Below are 19,164 nucleotides of genomic sequence, written 5' to 3'. Positions count from 1 at the left end.
AGATGATCGCTGGCGAACGATTCCATAGGCCGTTTTACCTCTGCGTGGTTCTCACATCAGCCGCCCCCATTGCTTGTGTCTGTGGCTGGGCGGAAGTCTCATTATCTGTCTGCGTGTCGTCGCTTTACGGGTGCCGCCCCGTATTTCGTACCGTCATGGTTTACCGCTCTGCCGGACTTGTCCGGCGTCCCCGCGCATGGGTACCGCAGCTCGGCGCAAACAGTTTTGTATCTGCTGCCTGTATATTCAATTTTCAAGGTGCATATGTAATCCGCTTTCCTTTTTCAAAAAGTACATTTTATTGGTCTTTCCTTTTGGTATAATCACCCTGAACAGCGATGCCAAGTATTTCGCATATCGCATCCACGATTTTCGGCGTCGCAAGCTGTCCGGTTTCGATTTTGCGAAGATAGGAGCGGTCAAAATATAACCCTGTGTGCCGCTTGACTTCTTCGATCAGCCAGCCTTTGCTTTGCTCAAGAGCAATAAGCCGATGGTTAATTTTTTTACCAAACGAGCAAAGTTCCCTTTTTTTCATGGTCAACTACTTCCTTTCTATTGACATTTACATAAAAGTGTAATATTATATATTTGTTCTATAAATTACGTTTTAGCGAAATCTATGAGTGAATTATATTATTCTGTCGCGTAAGTGTCAACGTGTAAAATTTCGTTTTTACGTAATTTTGGCATATACTACAAATGGACGGGTGATTTTATGTCAGAGTTGTACAACAAAATAGCTGCATTGTGCGCGGAAAAAGGAATTACAGTTACAGAGCTATGCAGGCAATGTAAAATAAGCCGTGCATCGCTGTCCGATCTCAAAGTGGGACGAAAGAAAAACCTTTCTACTAAAAACCTTTCAAAAATTGCCGATTACCTAAATGTGCCGATTGAATTTTTACTTAACATGGAGCAAAAAGAAACGCCCGTCCTGACAAGGCGGGACGAGCGTGACATAGCAAAAAGACTGGATATGATTTTAGGTGATCTTGGCGACGCCGAAGCAAGCCTGATGTTTGATGGTGAGCCAATCGACGATGAAACGCGGGAACTCCTGCGCATTAGCCTGCAAAACCAGCTTGAAATTTCCAAACGGATTGCCAAGCAAAAGTTTAAAATAAAAAAGTACCGGAAATGAAATAGAGGTGCTGCATATTGTCAATAAAGCATAAGGTCGATATGTTATGCCGAAAATGTGATACCAGAGACCCGTTCACAATCGCTGCAAAACTCGGTATTCGAGTTCTCCACGAACCCCTTGGAAGTATCAGAGGATATTACAGCCGCACACACAGAATCAAGTTCATACATATCAATCAAGACCTTTCAAAAGAGCGACAGCGGCAAGTATGCGCGCACGAATTAGGACATGCAATCTTACACCCGAAAAGCAATACACCATTTCTGAGAGCAAACACGCTCTATTCTGTAAACAAGCTGGAAACAGAAGCGAACCGTTTTATGGCGCTGCTGTTGCATCCAGCAACTGAGATTCAGGACTATGCTCAATGCGGCTATACTCTTTATCAAATAGCCGATATATGCGGACTAACGCCGGAATTAGTAGAATACATTATAACCACTTATAACAGAAATGATGCCGCCTCATCTTGAAGCGGCATTATCTTTATGATATTTTTGCTATCAGTTTAATATGCATCCATCCTGTAAATGGATAACTTGATTACAGACTGACATTATATCTTCTTGATGATGGGAAGTTAAAATGATTAATTTTCCCTGTTCTTTGTATTGAAGTAATATACTTCGCAAAATATCTACCGACTCTGCATCAAGCGCATTGAATGGTTCGTCAAGAAGAAGTAAGGAAGGATCCTCCATAATTGCTTGAATAATTCCTAATTTTTGTTTCATTCCCAAAGAATATTTTTTTACAATCTGCTTGGAGTTGAAATTTAATCCGAATTTATCCATATAATGCTTAATATCATCATAAGATATTATGTTTCTTATCTCTGCAAGTAATTTTAAATTCTCTAACCCGCTAAGATATGGTAATAGTTCAGGCTTTTCAATAATGATTCCTATATCAGGCGGGAAAGATATATCTTTATTCAAAACTTTGCCATCTACAGTAATAGTACCACGATTTAAACAGATTAGCCCTGCTATAGCTCGTAGAAGCATTGTCTTTCCACTACCATTTTGTCCAACAATCCCATAAATATTTCCACTTTTAAACTCAAAATTTATATTATTAATTACAAATCTGTGATCAAGTATTTTTGTAGCATCTTGTAATTTAATAAGCATAATATCCTCTTTCCAACACTATTATCATTTAAAGGACATCCATATTTTTGGACGATTTTCTTCCAAGATAATATGTAACACTTATCCAGCCGGCGATAACTAAATAACTTATTATAGTATCTCTAAATAACCAGCTAAAAATCAAATATATATTAATTGGGAAAAACTTATTTAATAGTGGAACAATCGAAAAAATTTCTGCAGTAAAAAAAATATAGACTACAATATATGATGCTGCCATATATTTTTTCTTGCATTTTACTTTTATAATTAAAGATATATTTATAAATATAATAAATCCACAAATACATCTTGCAAATTCTCTAATTAACCCCCAAAAGGATATTGCATAAATTTTTCCGAAAATAATCTGAGTAATGAAAATGATAGAAAGCATCCAAATAATGGTATAAATTATTGCAAACCAATACTGCTGATCACGCAACAAAGTAAATGAATGTAACTTATTTTTTGTACGTACCATAATAACTGGACTGATAGAAGAATCTATTATGACAGCACCAAGCACAAATGCAGGCATAATAAGCATAACAAATGTTTTGTCTGAGAAAATGTTTTTGAACCACAAATCTTGCGTATCAGCAAAAAAAGAAATACATAATAACGGGAATATAACGTAAAGGAATCCCACCCAAATAAAATATTTACTTTTGTGACTAAATAGAATCATATTATATCCCTATTTCTTCTATAAGCAATCGTAAATAATAATATTTCGAGAATAAAATATCCACTTAAAACCAATAGTATGTCCTTAAGCTGCGCAGCTCCTTCGTAACACGAATTCAACGGCTGCAAAAAATTTCGTAAGACAAAACGTTTAGGTAGTAAAAAGTCACTTCCATAAGTTATTAATAGGCATAAAATAGAGGGAACGAAAAAAGCCACATATATGTTTGGAAATCTAAATATCATATGTATAATAACAGTTAAAGCCGCCAATACAGACAGTGCCAGGGAATTTAAAAATGCGAAAAAAACTGCTGATAAAACAGGTGAAATTTCGTAAAAAAAATTTGCTGCAGAATGTTCAATAGGAATAAACATCCGATAGACATCTGTCATGATCGAATTTTGTGGAAATATGGAAAATGTTATTAAAATATTTATAGAAAAAGAGACAATTGAGTTTACCATTGTAACAAGAAACACAGATATAACCTTGGAAGTCAAATATATTGCTCTACCTTGTTTAACAATGTTATATATTTTGAAAGAGGTTTTCTGATCATAAAATAGAATAAAACCAGTCGATAATACAGGAAGAAGTAAAAACAGTGCATGATAAACTTTAAATCCAATGCCACCGGGAAAGTTGAAAAGCCAATACTGGTAAGCGTTGATTCCATAGTATGAAGCAAACATAGAATCAAGCGTTAAAAAACGAGAATATAAGGGATCTACAATTGCTAAAAAAAACAGCACACCCAAAACTATCCTTACAGTAATTGAATTATATAACCTTTTGATATCTATTCTTAAGCAACTCATATTAACCTCATAAATAACCTTGGGAAGTCGCCATATAAGCACTCCCCAAGGTATCTTCATATAATATGTTATACAATACGTTTAACTTAAATTCATAATAGCAATACGCTTAGTATGGAGACCACCTACCCTCAATTGGATAAGTGGTAGAGGTAACGCTATTATTATCAATATTCAGTGTGACTTCAGTTTGAATAGACGGTTTGTTAGTATAATTCACATTATTAATTATTCCATTTGCGGTAATGGGGTGATTGGGAGATGAAGCATTTACCCCCCAACCGGTTTCAGTCCAAACATTTACAGAACCTAATCCGGATCGCGATGATTTGCAAGACACAGCAAAATAGTTGTTTGTATATGCCTTTTTAACTGTTGAAACTTCCACATCACCAGTATCCGCCGGAAGCTCACCGGTATAATCATGCCAATTATCACGAGGCTCTATCTGCGTTTCAAACGCAGCGGCTGAAACTCCCAATGCAAGGACACAGATCAGTAATAAACCAACCATTCTTTTACATTTACTATACATACTTCACCCTTCTTTCTCGATTAGATAGTAAATCTTCCTAAAGTATATTCTTCTATCACCCCTTTGTAAAAAACTGTTTTATATGATGTAATTTGATAATCCAATTATATATAAATGCAAATTATTAAGCAATACTAAATATTGACGAAACTGAAATGATGTGATAGTATAATTTCAACAAACATGTTTGGTGGCGCCATGAAAAAGGAAAGCAAATCTACCAAGGATACTGGCCACTCCTTTGCAGATTACTTCAAACGCGCATTGAATCCCTTGCTCGTGCTTTTGTTGCTATCTGAGCAACCAATGTATGTCTATGAGATGATGCGAGAGATATCTAAACGCAGTGATGGCAGATATACTATTTCTCTGCTCTATCCTGTAATCCAACGCCTGTTATCTCAAGGGTATGTGTGCGAAGGCCAAAAAGCGATTTCAGACGATAACCGTGTCCGCCAGTATTACGAAATCACTTCCGATGGGATATCGTATTTGCGACAGATAGAGGCCGTTTATGCTGAAATGTCTAAAGCGATACAGCAAATTCATCAAAACACCGGAGGTGGCAACGCATGATGGAGGATAAGATTGTGCGTCAATATGTACGTGCAGTTTCCCGCAAACTAATCTGTTCTAAAGCAACACGCTCCAAGTTATTGAACGGATTGAAACAGGAATTATCGGCTTATTCGGAATTGTCATACAACGAACTATGTGCAAAAGTTGGTAATCCTGAGCAGATTGCAGAACAACTGCTGGAAAGCGTTGACGAGACTGAAATTGCTGTTAGCAAGCGCAAGCATCGATTTGTCATTACTCTCGTAATAGGCATTTTAATCGTATTGTTACTATTGCTGGCTGCATATTACATACATGCACAGCAAGTTATACGCGGAGATTTCTATTTTACTCGTTCTAACACAGAAAGCGACGGGCAACTTATTTCTGATGAAATGTTAGAAAATTAGGAGGCTTCATTTTGAAAAAGCGTATTTGTTCCATAGTTTTAGCAGTTCTTATGCTTGTATGTTTTACAATTCCAGCCTTTGCTGCTGATGTTTCCAACACCACAATTATTGATTGTGGAGACGGCTATTACCTGAAAGTAACGCTAACTGAGTATGTTCCCGAAGCAGCAACCAGAGCCATTTATCAGAAAACCGCAACATCTAAAGCTGATGCTTATCATGGAAACACCTATATCGGCACGTTCTATTTGAATGGAACATTTCAGTATGATACTGTAACTTCTAAGGCAACGGCCGATAGCTGGTCCGCTTCCTCCTCGTATGGTTATTCCGGCGATTCGTCGCGGTCGGGGAACAAAGTATCCGGCTACTGCACTTTCAATTATGCAGGCGGGAAAAAACTCACTATGTCTATAACCTGTGATAAGAACGGTAAAATCAGCTATGACTGATAAAAAGGAAACCATCCGCCCATTGGACGGATGGTTTTTCTAATATTAACAACTGATTTTCCAATTCCCCTCAACCTGCCGCAGATGCAACGTAAACTGCGACACCTGCGTCATACCCGTCCGCTGGTCAAGATACTGCACCGCCACATTCGCCGTCACAGCATCGCCGTTCTTGGTAAAGACCGGATTCACCAGCCCCGCAAACACATAGCTGTCGTTCCCAATCACCGGCAGCGCACCACCGCTGACATAATAAGAAAGCTCCTGTTCCGTCGCCGTTGGGTACAGCGTGAAAAACGTGGTCAAAAACTCTGTGATCTCCGTAGTTTCTTCCGCGGATACCGTACCGTCCGGCTCGGCAGTTTCAGGAACGTAGCCGGACTTTTGGGGCTTGCCCGTGATTGTAGGGCTCTGGATGATGACCATATCGCCCGCATCGTCCACATACACGGAAACCTCATAAACAGACGTTATAACACTGCTTTCCTCCCCGTTTATGACATTTTGCGACACAGAATAGACAATTTTATACACTTTATCCCCAATTTCTTCCACAGACCAAATCTGCACATCTTCCACTTTAGAAGATACCGGCACATCACTGCGCACCGTGTCCACGTTCAGGGTCAGCAGCTCGTCCGTGAGATAATATTTCAGATTTTCCGTGCGCTGCTCTATTGAAGCCGCAGACTGTTCCCATGAGTAATACACCTTGGCGAAATTGGTCACAAAGCTCTCTATTGCATTCGTGTCCGTGACTTCCTCCTGCACTACCGTCGTTTCATGGACGGTATGCGTATCCACCGCTGTAAAATCCTTATACACCGCGAAAGCAAACGCGCAGATAAGCAGCGCCCACAGCGCGATCACCACCGGCCGCCGCGTCCCAATGCTGAGGACACGCGGTTTTTTCTGTTTCTCCTGACTTTTGTTTCTATTCTGGAACATATCATTTTCCTGCCTTTCGTCATTCATTGTCCTACCCGTCCGGCACAGACCAGATGCGCCTGCCAATAGGCGCTGGTCAAATCTGCAAACCCGATCGGGTTTCCTGCGTGGTACATCCGGTTATCGCCCACATAAATCCCAACGTGCGTGATATAATCGCCGCAGTTATACGTCCCCTGAAAGAACACCAGATCGCCGGGCTGGGCGTCCCCGAACGGGATGTGCCGGGTCACGTCATACTGCGCCTGTGCGGTGCGCGGCAGCGTGATACCCGCCACGCCATAACACCATTGCGTCAGGCCGGAGCAGTCAAAGGATGTTGTCGGGGACGCACCGCCGTAGACATATTCCCAGCCCTGGTATTTCAGTGCTTCATTCATGATCGCATTTACGGTCTCGTTATCAAACTGTGCGGCATACAAATACTCCGATACCAGCCGGACATAGAACATATTGCCGTAGTTGTAGCGCCAGCCGCCGTTTTCCGCGATGGATATTTCATTCTTGTAGGTAACACGCACCCCGCCGGACTTTTCCTCTGCAAACGCCTGCGCCAGTTCGAAGCTGTACTTGCCGCCGTGCGACGCTACATAATCCAGAAACCCGCCGCCGTAGTTGTACGCCTGTATCACGCTGTCCAGATCGCAGCCGAGCCGGTCCGCCTTGGCAAGCAGCTCCGAGAAATACTCACAGCCCTGCCGGATTGAGCTTTCTGTATCCAGAGAATTTGGCGGCAGGCCCATAGATTCTGACGACTGCATCACGTCCTCCAGCGTACCGCCGGATTCCACCTGCATGATCGCAAGCAGGACATCGACGTACTCGGAAATGCCGTACTGCGCCGCGTACCGCTCCACCATCGGCCTGTGCGCCAGCACCTCGGCAGACAGGTTTGCGCCGCCATAGTAAATGCCGCCCCTGCCGCCGTCCTCGTCTGATGCAAACAGGAGGGCAACCAACAGGAGCAGGCAGAAAAAGGCGGCAAACAGCCCTGCAAGGGGCAGCGCAAGATATTTCAGTTTCATCTGCCGCCGCCCCCGTCCTTCGTGCTGTCTGTACGGCTGGTATTGCTATCCCCCCTGTTTTTCGGAGAGGAAGCATTTTTCCGCTGTGCCTTTCCCGCCTTCCCTTTTGCGGAAGCCCGCTTTGATACAACCGAACCCTTCACCGCAGGCCGCGAAACCGCCGGTTTGTCCTGTTCCCGCGCGGCATGGTTTTCCTGCATAGGCATAACAGGCTTGCCCTCTGCGTCCTGCCGCACAGCCGGACGGTTTACTGCATCCGTCCTCCGGATCCCGACATGGACGGGCTGCTTTGCCGCTTCTGTCTGCGGCGCGGCCTGTTGGACTGTACTTACCGGCTGTGCTGCCAGCGGACGCTTGTGCGGCGCTGGATTGCTTGACGCATTACCTGTAGATGATACGAGTTTCGGCGCTGCCACCGCTGCCGGACGCTCATGCGGCTGTGTCTCTGTACTGTGTACCGGGCTGACAGGGCGCTCCTGCTGTGGCGGGGCAGGCTGTTTTGCCGCTGTCCGCTGCCCTTCCTCCTGCACCGGCTTTGCCGCTGGAGCTGCTACGGCCGGCCTTGCGTGTATGGACGACTGCTCCGCCTGTTTCATATTTTTCCTATCCGAAATATCATAGTTGTGAGAAACCGGGACTGCCATCGGGCGCGCATTGCTTTCTGTCGCCCTGTGCGCACTGTCCGGCGCTGCACTATCCGAATCTGCTGCCTGCCGCGGCATATCCGTTTCGGACTGTCCGGATACTTGCCGCGCTGCGCCAAGCAGATAAACCGCAGGGGCATCCGGTCTGCGGTTCTCTGCATCAGCCGAAACGGCTTTATCCGCATAGCCCTCTGTATGGGATACCCCACCAGACGTAATCTCCTTTGCAGATGTTTCCGGTAAACTGTGTACAGCACCCGGCTGTGATGCCCCGCTGCTTCCACCGTTCGGCCGGTTACTGCGGTACCGGTATGCTCCCCCTGATGCGCTGCTGGAACGGCTGTTCTGCGCACTGCCGCCATCATTCGGTCTGCTGGCCGTCGCCGCGCGCATGGTACGGTTGAGCCTGTGAAGCTGATGGTGCAGGAACATCCGCGGGCGGTGCATGATATACCTGCCCATGCCGCGGGCACCGTCGTCATGGAGGGAGAATATGCTGAGCAGGTCGCCCAGCTTGAAATAGATCCCCGCGAACACGACCACCTGCAAAAACGCAATGATAAAAAACGGATAGCCGCTTGCAATGCGGTACAGCATCGTGGAAATGCTGAAAGCCACCGTGATGACAAGCGTAATACCCGCCCGCGCCAGGATCGTATTGAACAGCTTGATTACCGCGCGCCTGCTGCTGCCCTCGAACGTCGGCGCCATGCTGAGCACAAACGACACCGGCAGGAACATCGCATAGATGATGAAAAGCACCTGCGAGAAGATCATCATGCCGGTAAGCAGGAACACGAACACCGAAATGCCGATATTAAACAGGAACAGGAAAAACACTGTGCCGAGCCGGTTCACCGTTTTCGTAACCGTGAGGTTTGTATTCCCGTTGTCCTCGATCTCGGCCTTGACTGCGTTTTCCCGATCCTCGCCATTGTTTTCACTGGGGCTCGCGGATAGGATGTTATCAATGCGTTCTTCGCCTACCGCGTCCGTGTCCGTATCGCCGAATTGCAGAAGCAGCCACGGCTGCTTTACCTGGATGGAAAACAGGCTGTCCCGTATCAAATCCACACTGTCCGCGCCGCTGTTCTCCGCGTCCGGCAGGACGATCTTTGTCCCAACCGAAAGGCTCGCTGTGCTGACGTCCTCGGAAAACTCGTTCAGGCGCTTCACACAGTCCGGCGCATAGGCGATCAGCGCACCGGACAGCACGAAGATCATCACCATGTTCATCACCGCGCGTACGGCCTTTGTGGTTTCCCTTTTTATCAGACCAACATAAGCCACATACGCGCCAACAATCAGGATAATCAGCAGGAGGAATCCCGCATAAAACCCATCCGAAGAAAGTCCGCTGGGCGAAATGCCTGCGATAGACTGAATGTTCCGGCCGATCTCGTCCGCCGCATCTGAAATAAAATCCAGCCCGTATGCTTCCTGCACCAGATAGCCGGATGCGTTGGAAAGATACAGGTTGATCGTCCAGATAAAGTTGGTGATGCAGTACAGGCCGTACATGACCTGCTTGCCGATGCCGTCTATCCAGTTCCACGGCAGCCAATCCCACCCGTTGTCAACGTAGAAGTCAAGCTGGTAATTTTCCAGCGGGTAGCGGCTGTACTCGTGCGCCGCATCCACACTATCATCCACCAGCCCCACCGCGCCCGCAGACGGGCAAAAAGCAGTAAACAGCAAAACAGCGATTGCCGTTATCATCAGCAAGGCAACCGCTGTACGCTTTATCTGTCTGAAATTATATCTCCCGTACGTCATACTGCCACCCCGGCTTTCATCGGCGGCTTTGTGTCAAACCCATGCAGGAAATCCGCAAACACCGGATGGAACTGCACGACGCCCACATGCCCGTATAAGTCCTGCATCAGACATTGTCCGTTTTCGAGGTTCCGCAGCCGCTTCTGGTTACCCTCGTCCTCAGGGTCAAGGCCGAAAAATTCCAGCGTCTTTTTGATCTCCACAATGTCCGTACTGCGGAACGCGAATTTCAGACCGATATTGTTTTTCAGACTTTCGTCCGCGAGGTCTGCCGCGTTCTGCGTGACGAAATACACCGCTGCATTCATGGCGCGGCCTGCACGTACCAGCTTGTTTGCCAGCGTCTTGCCCTGCGCCACGTTCAGGAACGACCATGCTTCATCCAAATCCACGATCTTGAACACGCTCCTGTCCGTATGGATGAAATCCAGCGCAAAGGTGCTGATAACAATGAGCATGGCGACAGACAAAAGCTCCATCGTCGTAAATTCCTCAAACGAAGTACCCTTGTCCGGCAGCACCAGATCGGCCACCTGTATGATATTGAGCTGCTTTTCAAGGCTGATGGACTTTTTGATGTTCCCATCCGAAAACAGCAGGTGCGCAAAGTCGTAGTCCGTGAAGCTCTCAATATGGTCTGCGATACTCACCGCAAGCGGTGAACCCTCTTTGCGTAATTCCTCAATGACACAGAACAGGCCGCGCCGTTTGCTGTTCGTGACCGTGCGCACCGCCCGCCGCAGGATGGGGAAGTGGTTGCCATCCCGCGAGGAAATGCCGGTTAAAAACGTGAGAATATCTATCGCAAGACTTTCCGCGTCCTTGGGGCGGCGCATGATGACATAGGGGTCCAGCATCCCACGGTTGCGCTCGTCCGAGGTCAGGTTGACAATATTGATCTCGTCCGCGATCTCAGGGAAATCACGCTTCCAGTTCCCGCGCTCCGCTTTCGGGTCTACGATCAGCGCCCGCGCGCCGTACAGCACCGCGTAATACACCAGCAGGTTATTGGCAAAGCTCTTGCCGCCGCCGAGCGAGCCGAGGAACGCCGCAGACAGCGCGTTTGTGACCGAGCCTTTCACGCCCTGGCTGGCCAACGCGGGCTGCAAATACACATTCCGGCCGGTGTCCACGCCATAGGCAAGATAGATACCGTCCTTTTCCCCGAGCATCTGCGCCGCGCCGAAACCGAGACCCGCAAGGAAATCACTCGTAACATACTGGATATAGTCGTTCATATACCGCTTACTTGCCGGGATAAACTCATGGTGCAGGCCGATCATATCACCCACCGGGCGCACCAGCTTGACGTTCATATCGTCGTAGAAATCCCGTACCGCATTGCACCGCCGCTTGAGTTCTTCCTCGTCCGGCGCGGTGACGCGCACCACATAGGACAGCTTGTACATGGCTTCCTTGCTTTGCCCCAGTTCGGTTTCCAGCTCATTCACACTGTCCAGTGCTTCCGCAATTGATGTGCTGGTCTCGTCCCCGCTTTCCCACGCATGGTTGTCCAAATCCTTTAATTCCTTTTTCTTATTGCGGACAGTGGACAGGGCTTTCTTGTTGGTGATGATCTCAACATTCATGCTGGTATCGACGGGGAACGTGAATTGCTGCTGCTGATAATAGAAAATCTCGGACGACGGGAAATCCAGCTCCCCGACCACATCCGAGATCGTGAAATAAGCAGTATACGCCTCACAGTCATCATGCGATATGCGCAGGTACCGCCCGTATTCTTCCATCAGGCAGCGCGTGGGCTTGATCAGGTCGTACCGCTTGACAAGCGTTTCACCCTTTAATTTCTTTTTGGGCAAATGAAATTCATAGTCCTCATACGCGGTGCCGCTTTTCCCGTACAGGTGTTCCAGCAGATAGCCGAAATCATCCTTATCCAACCGCCGCACCTTAAACCGGCGCGAAATCTTGCTTTCCAGCAGCTTTTCCATCTTCTGATAGCGCAGTATTTCATCATTCGGCATGGATGCGAAATCACCCATCAGGGTATGGTTCACATCCCGCAGGAAACCGGAAAAGATATTTGCCGCCTGACGGCCGATATTCCCGCTGTCCTGCTCGTTCAGCAGCAGCTTGAAGCCGATATAGAACCGGTAGTCCACCTGATTTTCCCCGATCATGGAGACAAGGGCTTCCGTCTGTCCGTCTATGCGGCGCAGCGCCGCTTCCCGCAGGTTGCCGGAAGCATACGCCTTGGAACGCTCCTGCGCCGCACGGATGCTGGATTCCGTGCTGATCTGCAGGGCGTGTATCTTGCCGTCCCTGTTCTGGGCGATAAGCTGACGGAACGCATCGTGTACCGCTTCTTTCTGTTCCACACTTAAAAACGAGTAGTTGTATGGGATAAGCTCATAGTATGCGAAGCATTCCCCGTCATGGTTCCAGACAAGGTTGTTTTCGATATATTTAATCGGATACTGCATCTATTATCACGCTCCTAACCGCCGTAATGGGCTGTCCTGTTTTCTCCTTGCGGAATTTTACTGCCTTGCCTGCAAAGGTCTGTTTAGGGCGCAGCAGGTAGGCCGTATACGACTTGACAAAGCTGAACGGCTTCTTGCCGTCCCACGTTTTTTGGCTCATAAACCATGTGACGCCGACGGGGATACCGAAATACTTGAGCAGCGCACCGTCTATCATGGAGAGCGGCGGCAGTCCGCCCAGCGCCAGCACCGCAAACTCGCAGGCGACAAACCAAGCCATTTGCGAAAAGGTGATGGGGAACGGCAGGCGCATATCATTGATCGCGTATATGACTTTCTCAACAGACCAGATACTGCTGTAACTTCGTATTTTCTTCACATCATTGCACCTCTTTCTATTTCCGTCTGCGGTACTCATGCCAGCCGCAGGTATAGAATATTTCTTTGCGGTTTACCCAGCGGGCAAACCGCTTTTGTTCTGCTGTCGGCTCACACCCGCCGTCATAGTCCCGGTACGGCTGTGCGAATGGCTGGATGCCTAATGCTTTCAAGACAAGCGCGCGGTGATACGCTTCCTCTACATCCTGCACCAGCATATACGACCACAGGCGGTGTGTACCGATACCGGCTTCCCGCAGATAGGCGACGGCCTGCGCGATCACAGGCAGCATATCAGACGTATCACAGGACAGCCGCACATACTTCACCCAATGCAGCTTAGCGAGCATTGCGGCGATCTCCGGTGTAATAAGCCGGGTGTCTAACCCTTGGTTGAAATCCACTTTCACATCCGCATGGCCCATTTCCTCTATCTGTTGCAAACCGTGCTCGTGCGCCAGCACATTATTGTCCAAAAAAATGATCGTCCGGCTGTCCGGACGCTTGATCTCCTGCCATGTCGCGGCAGGGCGGATGCCGCCCTCTTTGCGCGGGACGATACACCACGGGCAGGAACGGATACAGCCGCGCGTAAGGAAACCGACAGCATACGGGTAACGCGGGTAAATCGAGTAGTCCGGCGGCATGGCTTCTATTTCCTCCGGCAGGCTGCCGTAATCCCTGTACCCGGTACCGCCCCTGATGATCTCATCCGACTGCATGACCGTATCGTTATCCGGTGAAAAGGTAAACACCTTGCTCATATAGATGCGGTCATAGGGCAGCATCCCGTCCCACCACTCGACCATATCACCCAGTGCCTTGTGCCATGCAGAAATCCGCATCAACGCAAGGTTCGGGAAACCGTTGTGCCCGTCCACATCGACAAGGCCGATACGGCGGGCATCTTTAGTATGATTCATTTGTTCTAACTCCTGTTTTCAAAAAATATATGGGTAAGGGGGCGAGGAAGGGGCCCCACGCCGCCTGCGTCTTTCCTCGCCCCCTGCGCCCGGTTATGGATAACTGCCATGCAGTTACCCACAGCCGGACACACCCCCACACCATTCTCACAGCGGCGGGCGAAAGAGAAAACGGTTAAACTGCGATCTCAAACACACCATTCCGCGTTTCAACAAACGTACCCTCCATAGATAAGTCGCGCCCATACGCTTCATAGTCAAAGTAGTATATCAGGTGGTCTGGTACGGAGATATAACCTTCCTCCACCATTTGACGCGCTACATCCGCCATATCTTCGCAGCCGGGGTAATAGATAATGTCGTCCTGATGGTCGCACAAATCCTCAATACTGCTGAAATAGCCTTGCAGTTCACGTAAATTATCCTGGATATACTCCGGCAAATCCTCCACCATTTCACACAGGCGGTTGACTTCCTCAATAGGCGTGTACTCGTCTATCTCAAAGGGCAGCTCGTAGTCGTGGATGGCGTATTCCTCGTAAAATTCGTTCAGGCCGATGCGCTCCGCCATTTCGTCATAGTCTATGGGCGGTTCAAACCAGTCGCCGACAAGCTCGCCCTCGTTGTATTTGCCGAGGTTCGCTACATATACCCGCATTTCTTCCATAATCCATTCTCACCTCCACCATGCAGGCATAAAAACGGCCGGTCTCACATTGAAACCAGCCGTTACATCAAACTCAAAAGCCCATGAGATAAGGGACAGACACACCGAAATACACTGCGAGCCTGTCCCATACTTCCTGATCTCTCGGTATACTGCTTCCATTTTCATAGTTTGTAAGCATACTCTGTGATACGCCTACCAGTACCGCAAGTCGTTTTACTGTGATACCACGCGCCCTGCGCAGCATCTTGATACGGTTTTGACGATAGCGCACATCCACACCCCATTCCTTATGCGCCGATGATCTGATTGAACAGCGTGAGCAGAACGTCTTTCACGCCTGCCGCATTGAATACAAGGCCGACCGCGATCAGCGACACGACCAGAAAACCAATGAGCTTGGAAAACTCGCGCTTAAAGCCGAGATAAATACCAATCACCACGATCGCCATAAGCACAAGAGACTGGGCGTTCGTAAGAAACCAGTTGTAAAGGTTGACGCCGAAATTCATAGGCTAATATTCCTCCATTCCGCTTGTAATTAAACTTTTGCTTGCATTTTATTCTGTAATTACAACATCCCCGATTTCCTGAAGCTGCTGTTCAATGATCTTGCGGTGCTTATCTGCCAGCTCGGTTGCCGCAAGCATTTCTTCCATGATATTTGTCCCGCATTTGCGGTCTAACTCCAGCAGCATCTTCCACGACGGCGCGACCTGATGGGACAGCCAGTTCAGCGTTTTTTCAAGGCTGTACGGCTCAGGGTCAGTCGTCAGTTTGAGCCGGTCACGATGTTCCCCAATAAACACCGACCACATATGATTCAGCGGCCAATCTTCGGGCGGCTTACGGCTATCCCTATCCACGAACCGGACATACCGGTTGATGATGCCGAATGCAGTATCTTCGGGGCTTTCGTTAGACACCAGATCATAAACCGCATAGAAAGCACGGTCGTTTTTGAGCCGGATTTCAAACCGGTTTTTGACTTCCGCATCTTCAACGGGGATTCCTTTTTTCACAAGCTGTTCATATGCCTTTTCGTAAATGCAGAAATACAAGTCAGACTGCATCGAGCCGATATACAGCGTCGCACCCATGCTTTCCTTGTTTTCCTCCCGCAGATGTGCAAGCCCGCCCGTGCGGTACGCCTTGAAACTGCGGAATACCGAGATACATTCCCCGCGGTCGCATTTATCACACAGATAGGGGATATCCAAAATCCCCGCCCGATCATTGATTGCAAGGTCTATCCGCTTGAAAACCGCTTTTTCATCGAGAAACATCCGGAACAATTCAATCCAGCTTCTTTTCTGTCCATCCAGATAGGCTTCAAATTGGCGGCAGCCCTTGCCTTTAAGCTCAAGCAGCACACCTTTTTCCTCCATCGGTGAAGTCATGACCGCAATATCGCCCAGCACATACATACTGGAATAGGAATAAAGCCCGTGATCTTCCTGCGCCATATAGTTCATTTTGAGCCGCAGCACATCTTCAATAATATGCCTTGCGTCCATCGTAGGGAAGCGCACCCGCACATAGTCGATCATCAGGTTAAGCGGGTCTGGGTACAGGGTCTTGAGCGCCGCGGCGAGCCTTTTCCTTGTCTTGTCTGTCACCGGCAGCTTTCCGGTTTCCAGACGGCACAGGTATTCACGCGAAATACCTGCAACAGCGGCAACCGCCTTGCGCGAAATACCGTTGCGTTCCCGTTCTTCACGGAAATGCCAAATCCATTCGTTGTTTTCCATGAGATGGTCTCCTTTCTGCGTCATGTGACATTGACGCCCGTTTTTGACATAACCCTTAAAAGCCCAAAATCCAGACGGCATCAGGGTTTCTACTTTGTAAAGCGGCTGGCCATTGGCGATTTGTACCCCCCTGTTAGATACAGGGGGTTCAGGCACGCGGGCGCGGCTTCGCCGCGCCCGCCATCCGCCCTTGCCGCGCTGGCGGCTTTCGCGCTGCACACCGCGCGCGGCAGGGCGGGGCGTGCAGACAGAAATGCTATACATGGTATGTCACTTGCAGGAGTATGCCGGAAAAGGAAAGTTCGACATGCTCATCCGCTGGACGGTAACTGTCCTGCATACAGAACTCCCACACTGCCGCATCCTCAAACCCCAGCCAGACCATTTCGGAAACTTTTTTCTGCTCCGGATTATCCCGCATCTTCGCTTCAAGGAAACGCACAGCAGCGTCAATACTGCTTTCGACCTTCTGCATCCGTCCGTCTGCTTCCCGCATGACCTGATTAAATTCCGGTACGGTGAGATCAGATGCCGAACCTCCTACGAACTGCAATTCATCCAGCTCGTTTACATGAAACCATGTTGCTATCTTGTCCTCATTGTATGGAAACAGCACCATTCCCGTAATATTTTCGTCCCTATCCTTTGTTGTAACGAAGCGTTCTACTTTGTCATTCACTGCAAATCCTCCATTATATCCCTATCTGAACACACTTGCTTTAGTCCAGCCGCCAGTGTGCCGATCTCCCTTAGGAAGTCATACCCTTTGGGTACGACCGGCGTATAAAACTCGGTAATGACACCCTTACCGGTATCTGCATAGCCGCACCCCTTGACGTTCTTGAAGAAAAACTCTTTCTTCACTTCACCGAACATCATGCTGTATCCCAGCTCGGACATACGCCCCAGCGCGACACGGAAGTTAAACTGGTCACGGATACCGTCACCGAGATACTTTGCATCCGGGCGCTGGCAGGCGAGGATCAGGAAGAATCCCACCTGCCGTCCCAGCATGACAATCTGCTTGAGCTTGTTTAATACGTCCTCACGTTCGCGCGTGTTCAGCATTTCCATGAACGCGACGTATTCGTCGAATATCAAAAAGTGCGGTTCCAAGCTGAGATAGGCGTAGTTCTCGCCGGTCTTATAGCCCTGCATGGATTTCATGCTTTCGCTTCGCTGCATCATCCTGTCGCAAAACCGGCTGACACCGGCAGCAATATCCTCCTTGCGGTAATACACCTCCGGCATCACAGTAGACAGGTCTGCCAGATCAGCATTTTTCGGGTCTAAAATATGCAGCACAGCATCGGTCTGTAAAAGCGCCTGGATGATCGTCAGGATGAAATACGTCTTGCCGCCGCCCGTACCGCCTGCGATCAGCATGTGCGGGAGCGTGTCATACTCCCACCAGACGTTCTTCATCAGCCGTAGACGCCCGCCCTCGGCTTTCGCTTCGGCAATCGGGATACGGTTTGCCACCATGTCATAAAGCAGGGTATATTCCACATACCCGTCCCGCAGCTCGCGGCTGACCAGCTCGCAGTACAGGCCGCTTTCCAGCTTGGTTTCCAGATGAAGCAGCGGTTCCTGATATTTCCCCATCGTGATTTCCACTTGAAAATGCAAAAGCCCGTTTTCCATGCGGTAATACATCCGTGGAAAACGGGCTATCTTCGTTTTTGTATCCGGACTGGGTAAATCCTTGAAAAAGCCGTCCTGCTTTGTCCGTTCGGCCTGCTCGTACCACTGATTTTCGAGCACCATGCGCGCCAGCTTTTGACGGTGCATGAGCTGCCGCACGACATCCGGGAATAGACGGTACAGCAGGACAAGCACTGTCCCAGCAACCGCCGCCGACACAATACTACTGAGCAGCAGATACGGCATATGCCAACCAAAGCCGCCGACGCCCAGCATGAACAGCCTGCGCCAGTCTGTTTGCAGGATGGTTTTCAAGTTGAGTAAAGCGAAAGCCGCAAGGAACACCGGAAGCACCACACAACAGGCAGACCGGAACACCAAATCCCTATCTGCCGGACGGATACGCTTGCCGCGATACCGGAAAAGCTTCATATCACTTACGCTTTCTTCTCCGGCGGGTTGTCCTTGCGCGGCTGGGCGGGCTGCCCGCTGTTCGGCGCAGAAGCCGGTTCGGGCTTGACCAATACGATATCCTCCGCCTTGATATACCAGTCTACATCTGCGTTGTCGCCGAACGTCGCGTGCGCCACAGCGCCGAATTTCGCGCCCACGAGGTCTACCACCGCATTATACGGATAGTCCCGGACCGGGACGCTGGCCGGGATACTCACCTGGATCATGCGGCCCTGCGTTTTGCTTTTCAGATCGTAGGTACGTTCTTTTACCACATCCGACCGCGTACCGTCCTCATTCTGCACATAGACCTCACGGCGCATGGAAGAAAAGCGCAGCTCACCCAGCGTAGGGACATGTCTCCCTGTAAATCCATTTCCGAATCTTGCCATAAACAATACCCGTCCTTTCTTCCTTACGCCTTGATGATATCATCCGCGTGGATAATAAAATCTATATAACCATTCCCGTTGATCGCGTAACCTTCCGCCGTCACCCACGGGTTGACAAGCTGCACCGGCTCCATATAGTCAAAATGTTTTTCGCCCGCCTGCGCCGGGATCACGACTTCGATATCGTCCGCACGCTGTACATCCGAAAACAGCTTGTACCGCCGCTGGACAACAACTTCCTGCCGCCCGACACGCTTTTTATCTTCACGGCTGGCCTGTTCCGGCCCGCCAAATTCCAGATTGCCAAGGTCTTTTTCCTTGTCCGGGACTACAAACAGTAAATTCATAATGTTACCTCCAAACTGCTGTTAT

At 48.7% G+C, this 19,164-nt stretch carries 24 protein-coding genes; 5 read left to right on the top strand and 19 right to left on the bottom strand.

The genetic code is table 11. From position 1 onward, the window contains the following. Positions 1-298: 298 nt before the first annotated feature. On the bottom strand, positions 299-538 hold the full coding sequence (locus DWZ82_RS06305; protein ID WP_117492475.1) for a helix-turn-helix domain-containing protein: 240 nt from the start codon (positions 536-538) through the stop codon (positions 299-301). Between the two features lie 180 nt (positions 539-718). On the opposite strand from DWZ82_RS06305, the gene DWZ82_RS06300 reads away from it, so the two are divergent. Both DWZ82_RS06300 and DWZ82_RS16025 read left to right on the top strand, forming a co-directional pair. Further along, positions 719-1,144: a helix-turn-helix domain-containing protein gene (locus DWZ82_RS06300; RefSeq protein ID WP_118479577.1), complete on the top strand. Its 426-nt coding sequence runs from the start codon at positions 719-721 to the stop codon at positions 1,142-1,144. 41 nt (positions 1,145-1,185) lie between these two features. Beyond that, positions 1,186-1,620 (top strand): ImmA/IrrE family metallo-endopeptidase, encoded by a 435-nt coding sequence (locus DWZ82_RS16025; RefSeq protein WP_110437197.1) that lies wholly within the window; start codon positions 1,186-1,188, stop codon positions 1,618-1,620. A gap of 30 nt (positions 1,621-1,650) precedes the next feature. Here DWZ82_RS16025 and DWZ82_RS06290 read toward each other — a convergent pair whose 3' ends face one another. The 4 genes from DWZ82_RS06290 to DWZ82_RS14965 all read right to left on the bottom strand — a co-directional run bounded on the left by DWZ82_RS06290 (position 1,651) and on the right by DWZ82_RS14965 (position 4,327). Then, positions 1,651-2,280 carry an ABC transporter ATP-binding protein gene (locus DWZ82_RS06290; RefSeq protein WP_117555250.1) on the bottom strand — a complete coding sequence of 210 codons (630 nt, stop codon included), beginning with the start codon at positions 2,278-2,280 and terminating at the stop codon, positions 1,651-1,653. Positions 2,281-2,308: 28 nt separating this feature from the next. Further along, positions 2,309-2,971: a hypothetical protein gene (locus tag DWZ82_RS06285; protein ID WP_118479575.1), complete on the bottom strand. Its 663-nt coding sequence runs from the start codon at positions 2,969-2,971 to the stop codon at positions 2,309-2,311. Next, complete coding sequence (locus DWZ82_RS06280) at positions 2,968-3,792, bottom strand: hypothetical protein (RefSeq protein WP_110436185.1); 825 nt, start codon at positions 3,790-3,792, stop codon at positions 2,968-2,970. The genes DWZ82_RS06285 and DWZ82_RS06280 overlap by 4 nt, the downstream gene beginning before the upstream one ends. Positions 3,793-3,901: 109 nt before the next feature. Further along, on the bottom strand, positions 3,902-4,327 hold the full coding sequence (locus DWZ82_RS14965; protein WP_147323851.1) for a hypothetical protein: 426 nt from the start codon (positions 4,325-4,327) through the stop codon (positions 3,902-3,904). A 198-nt stretch (positions 4,328-4,525) separates the two neighbouring features. On the opposite strand from DWZ82_RS14965, the gene DWZ82_RS06275 reads away from it, so the two are divergent. The 3 genes from DWZ82_RS06275 to DWZ82_RS06265 are packed head-to-tail and all read left to right on the top strand — an operon-like array spanning position 4,526 to position 5,747. Next, a complete protein-coding gene (locus tag DWZ82_RS06275) occupies positions 4,526-4,903 on the top strand; it encodes a PadR family transcriptional regulator (protein WP_158574423.1) in 378 nt (125 codons plus the stop codon). After that, entirely contained in the window at positions 4,900-5,295 is a 396-nt protein-coding gene (locus DWZ82_RS06270; RefSeq protein ID WP_110436183.1) for a hypothetical protein, read from the top strand. The genes DWZ82_RS06275 and DWZ82_RS06270 overlap by 4 nt, the downstream gene beginning before the upstream one ends. 11 nt (positions 5,296-5,306) lie before the next feature. Further along, positions 5,307-5,747, top strand: a complete 441-nt coding sequence (locus tag DWZ82_RS06265; RefSeq protein WP_110436182.1) for a hypothetical protein — start codon at positions 5,307-5,309, stop codon at positions 5,745-5,747. Positions 5,748-5,792: 45 nt separating this feature from the next. On the opposite strand, the gene DWZ82_RS06260 is transcribed toward DWZ82_RS06265, so the two are convergent. The 14 genes from DWZ82_RS06260 to DWZ82_RS06195 form a co-directional block, all read right to left on the bottom strand. Next, the gene (locus DWZ82_RS06260; protein ID WP_117492395.1) at positions 5,793-6,695 is read right to left on the bottom strand and encodes a conjugal transfer protein; all 903 of its coding nucleotides are present in this window, start codon (positions 6,693-6,695) and stop codon (positions 5,793-5,795) included. Between the two features lie 23 nt (positions 6,696-6,718). Beyond that, positions 6,719-7,720, bottom strand: coding sequence for a bifunctional lytic transglycosylase/C40 family peptidase (locus DWZ82_RS06255; protein ID WP_117492370.1), 1,002 nt, complete (start codon positions 7,718-7,720; stop codon positions 6,719-6,721). Continuing rightward, the gene (locus tag DWZ82_RS16020; protein ID WP_181969001.1) at positions 7,717-10,083 is read right to left on the bottom strand and encodes a CD3337/EF1877 family mobilome membrane protein; all 2,367 of its coding nucleotides are present in this window, start codon (positions 10,081-10,083) and stop codon (positions 7,717-7,719) included. The genes DWZ82_RS06255 and DWZ82_RS16020 overlap by 4 nt, the downstream gene beginning before the upstream one ends. 53 nt (positions 10,084-10,136) lie before the next feature. Next, entirely contained in the window at positions 10,137-12,584 is a 2,448-nt protein-coding gene (locus DWZ82_RS06245) for an ATP-binding protein (RefSeq protein ID WP_117492372.1), read from the bottom strand. Then, positions 12,568-12,963, bottom strand: a complete 396-nt coding sequence (locus DWZ82_RS06240; protein WP_117492374.1) for a conjugal transfer protein — start codon at positions 12,961-12,963, stop codon at positions 12,568-12,570. Before DWZ82_RS06240 ends, DWZ82_RS06245 begins: the two co-directional genes overlap by 17 nt. A gap of 16 nt (positions 12,964-12,979) precedes the next feature. Beyond that, positions 12,980-13,885, bottom strand: coding sequence for a radical SAM protein (locus DWZ82_RS06235; RefSeq protein WP_117492376.1), 906 nt, complete (start codon positions 13,883-13,885; stop codon positions 12,980-12,982). Between the two features lie 175 nt (positions 13,886-14,060). Continuing rightward, entirely contained in the window at positions 14,061-14,555 is a 495-nt protein-coding gene (locus DWZ82_RS06230; protein WP_442861144.1) for an antirestriction protein ArdA, read from the bottom strand. A 70-nt stretch (positions 14,556-14,625) separates the two neighbouring features. Next, positions 14,626-14,799 (bottom strand): helix-turn-helix domain-containing protein, encoded by a 174-nt coding sequence (locus tag DWZ82_RS16015; protein ID WP_382737162.1) that lies wholly within the window; start codon positions 14,797-14,799, stop codon positions 14,626-14,628. A 43-nt stretch (positions 14,800-14,842) separates the two neighbouring features. Beyond that, the gene (locus DWZ82_RS06220) at positions 14,843-15,064 is read right to left on the bottom strand and encodes a hypothetical protein (protein WP_110436175.1); all 222 of its coding nucleotides are present in this window, start codon (positions 15,062-15,064) and stop codon (positions 14,843-14,845) included. 48 nt (positions 15,065-15,112) lie between these two features. Then, on the bottom strand, positions 15,113-16,303 hold the full coding sequence (locus DWZ82_RS06215; protein ID WP_117492378.1) for an XRE family transcriptional regulator: 1,191 nt from the start codon (positions 16,301-16,303) through the stop codon (positions 15,113-15,115). 256 nt (positions 16,304-16,559) lie between these two features. Then, the gene (locus tag DWZ82_RS06210; protein WP_117492380.1) at positions 16,560-16,982 is read right to left on the bottom strand and encodes a hypothetical protein; all 423 of its coding nucleotides are present in this window, start codon (positions 16,980-16,982) and stop codon (positions 16,560-16,562) included. Beyond that, a complete protein-coding gene (locus tag DWZ82_RS06205; protein ID WP_117492382.1) occupies positions 16,979-18,379 on the bottom strand; it encodes an FtsK/SpoIIIE domain-containing protein in 1,401 nt (466 codons plus the stop codon). Before DWZ82_RS06205 ends, DWZ82_RS06210 begins: the two co-directional genes overlap by 4 nt. Before the next feature lie 5 nt (positions 18,380-18,384). Beyond that, positions 18,385-18,792 carry a YdcP family protein gene (locus DWZ82_RS06200; protein WP_117492384.1) on the bottom strand — a complete coding sequence of 136 codons (408 nt, stop codon included), beginning with the start codon at positions 18,790-18,792 and terminating at the stop codon, positions 18,385-18,387. A 23-nt stretch (positions 18,793-18,815) separates the two neighbouring features. After that, positions 18,816-19,139: a YdcP family protein gene (locus DWZ82_RS06195; RefSeq protein ID WP_117492386.1), complete on the bottom strand. Its 324-nt coding sequence runs from the start codon at positions 19,137-19,139 to the stop codon at positions 18,816-18,818. Positions 19,140-19,164: the final 25 nt, after the last annotated feature.

This window comes from Butyricicoccus sp. AF35-5AC (genome assembly GCF_003477715.1).
In the GTDB taxonomy this organism is placed as follows: domain Bacteria; phylum Bacillota; class Clostridia; order Oscillospirales; family Butyricicoccaceae; genus Agathobaculum; species Agathobaculum butyriciproducens.
Note: the sequence above shows the minus strand (reverse complement) of the source record. Positions and strands in the feature narration are given on the sequence as shown.

Coding starts and splice junctions, on each gene's coding strand:
- DWZ82_RS06305 (WP_117492475.1), bottom strand. CDS start 538: ATGAAAAAAAGGGAACTTTGCTCGTTTGGTAAAAAAATTAACCATCGG.
- DWZ82_RS06300 (WP_118479577.1), top strand. CDS start 719: ATGTCAGAGTTGTACAACAAAATAGCTGCATTGTGCGCGGAAAAAGGA.
- DWZ82_RS16025 (WP_110437197.1), top strand. CDS start 1,186: ATGTTATGCCGAAAATGTGATACCAGAGACCCGTTCACAATCGCTGCA.
- DWZ82_RS06290 (WP_117555250.1), bottom strand. CDS start 2,280: ATGCTTATTAAATTACAAGATGCTACAAAAATACTTGATCACAGATTT.
- DWZ82_RS06285 (WP_118479575.1), bottom strand. CDS start 2,971: ATGATTCTATTTAGTCACAAAAGTAAATATTTTATTTGGGTGGGATTC.
- DWZ82_RS06280 (WP_110436185.1), bottom strand. CDS start 3,792: ATGAGTTGCTTAAGAATAGATATCAAAAGGTTATATAATTCAATTACT.
- DWZ82_RS14965 (WP_147323851.1), bottom strand. CDS start 4,327: ATGTATAGTAAATGTAAAAGAATGGTTGGTTTATTACTGATCTGTGTC.
- DWZ82_RS06275 (WP_158574423.1), top strand. CDS start 4,526: ATGAAAAAGGAAAGCAAATCTACCAAGGATACTGGCCACTCCTTTGCA.
- DWZ82_RS06270 (WP_110436183.1), top strand. CDS start 4,900: ATGATGGAGGATAAGATTGTGCGTCAATATGTACGTGCAGTTTCCCGC.
- DWZ82_RS06260 (WP_117492395.1), bottom strand. CDS start 6,695: ATGTTCCAGAATAGAAACAAAAGTCAGGAGAAACAGAAAAAACCGCGT.
- DWZ82_RS06255 (WP_117492370.1), bottom strand. CDS start 7,720: ATGAAACTGAAATATCTTGCGCTGCCCCTTGCAGGGCTGTTTGCCGCC.
- DWZ82_RS16020 (WP_181969001.1), bottom strand. CDS start 10,083: ATGATAACGGCAATCGCTGTTTTGCTGTTTACTGCTTTTTGCCCGTCT.
- DWZ82_RS06245 (WP_117492372.1), bottom strand. CDS start 12,584: ATGCAGTATCCGATTAAATATATCGAAAACAACCTTGTCTGGAACCAT.
- DWZ82_RS06235 (WP_117492376.1), bottom strand. CDS start 13,885: ATGAATCATACTAAAGATGCCCGCCGTATCGGCCTTGTCGATGTGGAC.
- DWZ82_RS16015 (WP_382737162.1), bottom strand. CDS start 14,799: ATGCTGCGCAGGGCGCGTGGTATCACAGTAAAACGACTTGCGGTACTG.
- DWZ82_RS06220 (WP_110436175.1), bottom strand. CDS start 15,064: ATGAATTTCGGCGTCAACCTTTACAACTGGTTTCTTACGAACGCCCAG.
- DWZ82_RS06215 (WP_117492378.1), bottom strand. CDS start 16,303: ATGGAAAACAACGAATGGATTTGGCATTTCCGTGAAGAACGGGAACGC.
- DWZ82_RS06205 (WP_117492382.1), bottom strand. CDS start 18,379: ATGAAGCTTTTCCGGTATCGCGGCAAGCGTATCCGTCCGGCAGATAGG.
- DWZ82_RS06200 (WP_117492384.1), bottom strand. CDS start 18,792: ATGGCAAGATTCGGAAATGGATTTACAGGGAGACATGTCCCTACGCTG.
- DWZ82_RS06195 (WP_117492386.1), bottom strand. CDS start 19,139: ATGAATTTACTGTTTGTAGTCCCGGACAAGGAAAAAGACCTTGGCAAT.